Source organism: Rhizobacter sp. P2_H2 (genome assembly GCF_056403375.1).
This window is the reverse complement of record NZ_JBFUFP010001735.1, coordinates 1-653: the sequence shown is the minus strand read 5'-3', so window position 1 is coordinate 653 and position 653 is coordinate 1. Positions and strand designations below refer to the sequence as shown.

The window sequence follows — 653 nt, the reverse complement described above, 5'->3', positions numbered from 1 at the left end:
CTGCAGGAGAAGGTGCAAACGGAAGGCAAGCTGAAGCCGTGGCTCGCCAAGCACGGCCTCGAAGGGCTGCAGGGCCTGTGGACGAAGATCCACATCGAGACCGGCTGGGAGACCGCGCTCGAAGCCGCGCTGCGCGAGCGCATCAACGCGCTCGAAGTGGGCCGCATCGAGACGGTGCGCGCTTTCGCGACCGATGCGCCGCCGGCCAAGCTCGCGTTCTACACGCCCCCGCAAGCGGCCATCTCCAACACCCACCAGACCCTGTCGAAGCTGAGCGACCTGCTGCGCCTGGGCGACTCCGGCCTGAAGGCGCTGCTCAACGACTGGCTCGAAGGCGTCTACACCGCGTCGGACATCGACGAGGCGCTCGCCGCGCGTTCGAAGCTGACGCACGGCGAGGTCATCATGACCCGCGAGGGCCATGCGGTCAGCCAGTTCGCGGTCGCCTTCTACGCGCCCGATTCCGAACAGGCCGGCATGCTGGCCCGCGCGCAGGAGATCGAGAACCTGGAGCGCCAGCTGAAGGCGCAGACGCTGATCGCCGAGGAGTCGCGCAGCGCGCTGGTGCGCGCCGAGGCCGCCTACACCGATGCGTCGCAGCGCCTGGTCGGCACGCGCCGCGAAGCCGCCGAGACGCAGACCCGTGCGCACCA

General features: G+C 69.5%; 1 pseudogene. It reads left to right on the top strand.

What is annotated here, in order from left to right:
• Window positions 1-653, top strand: a pseudogene (locus AC1D15_RS35920) (chromosome segregation protein SMC); the annotation flags it as partial.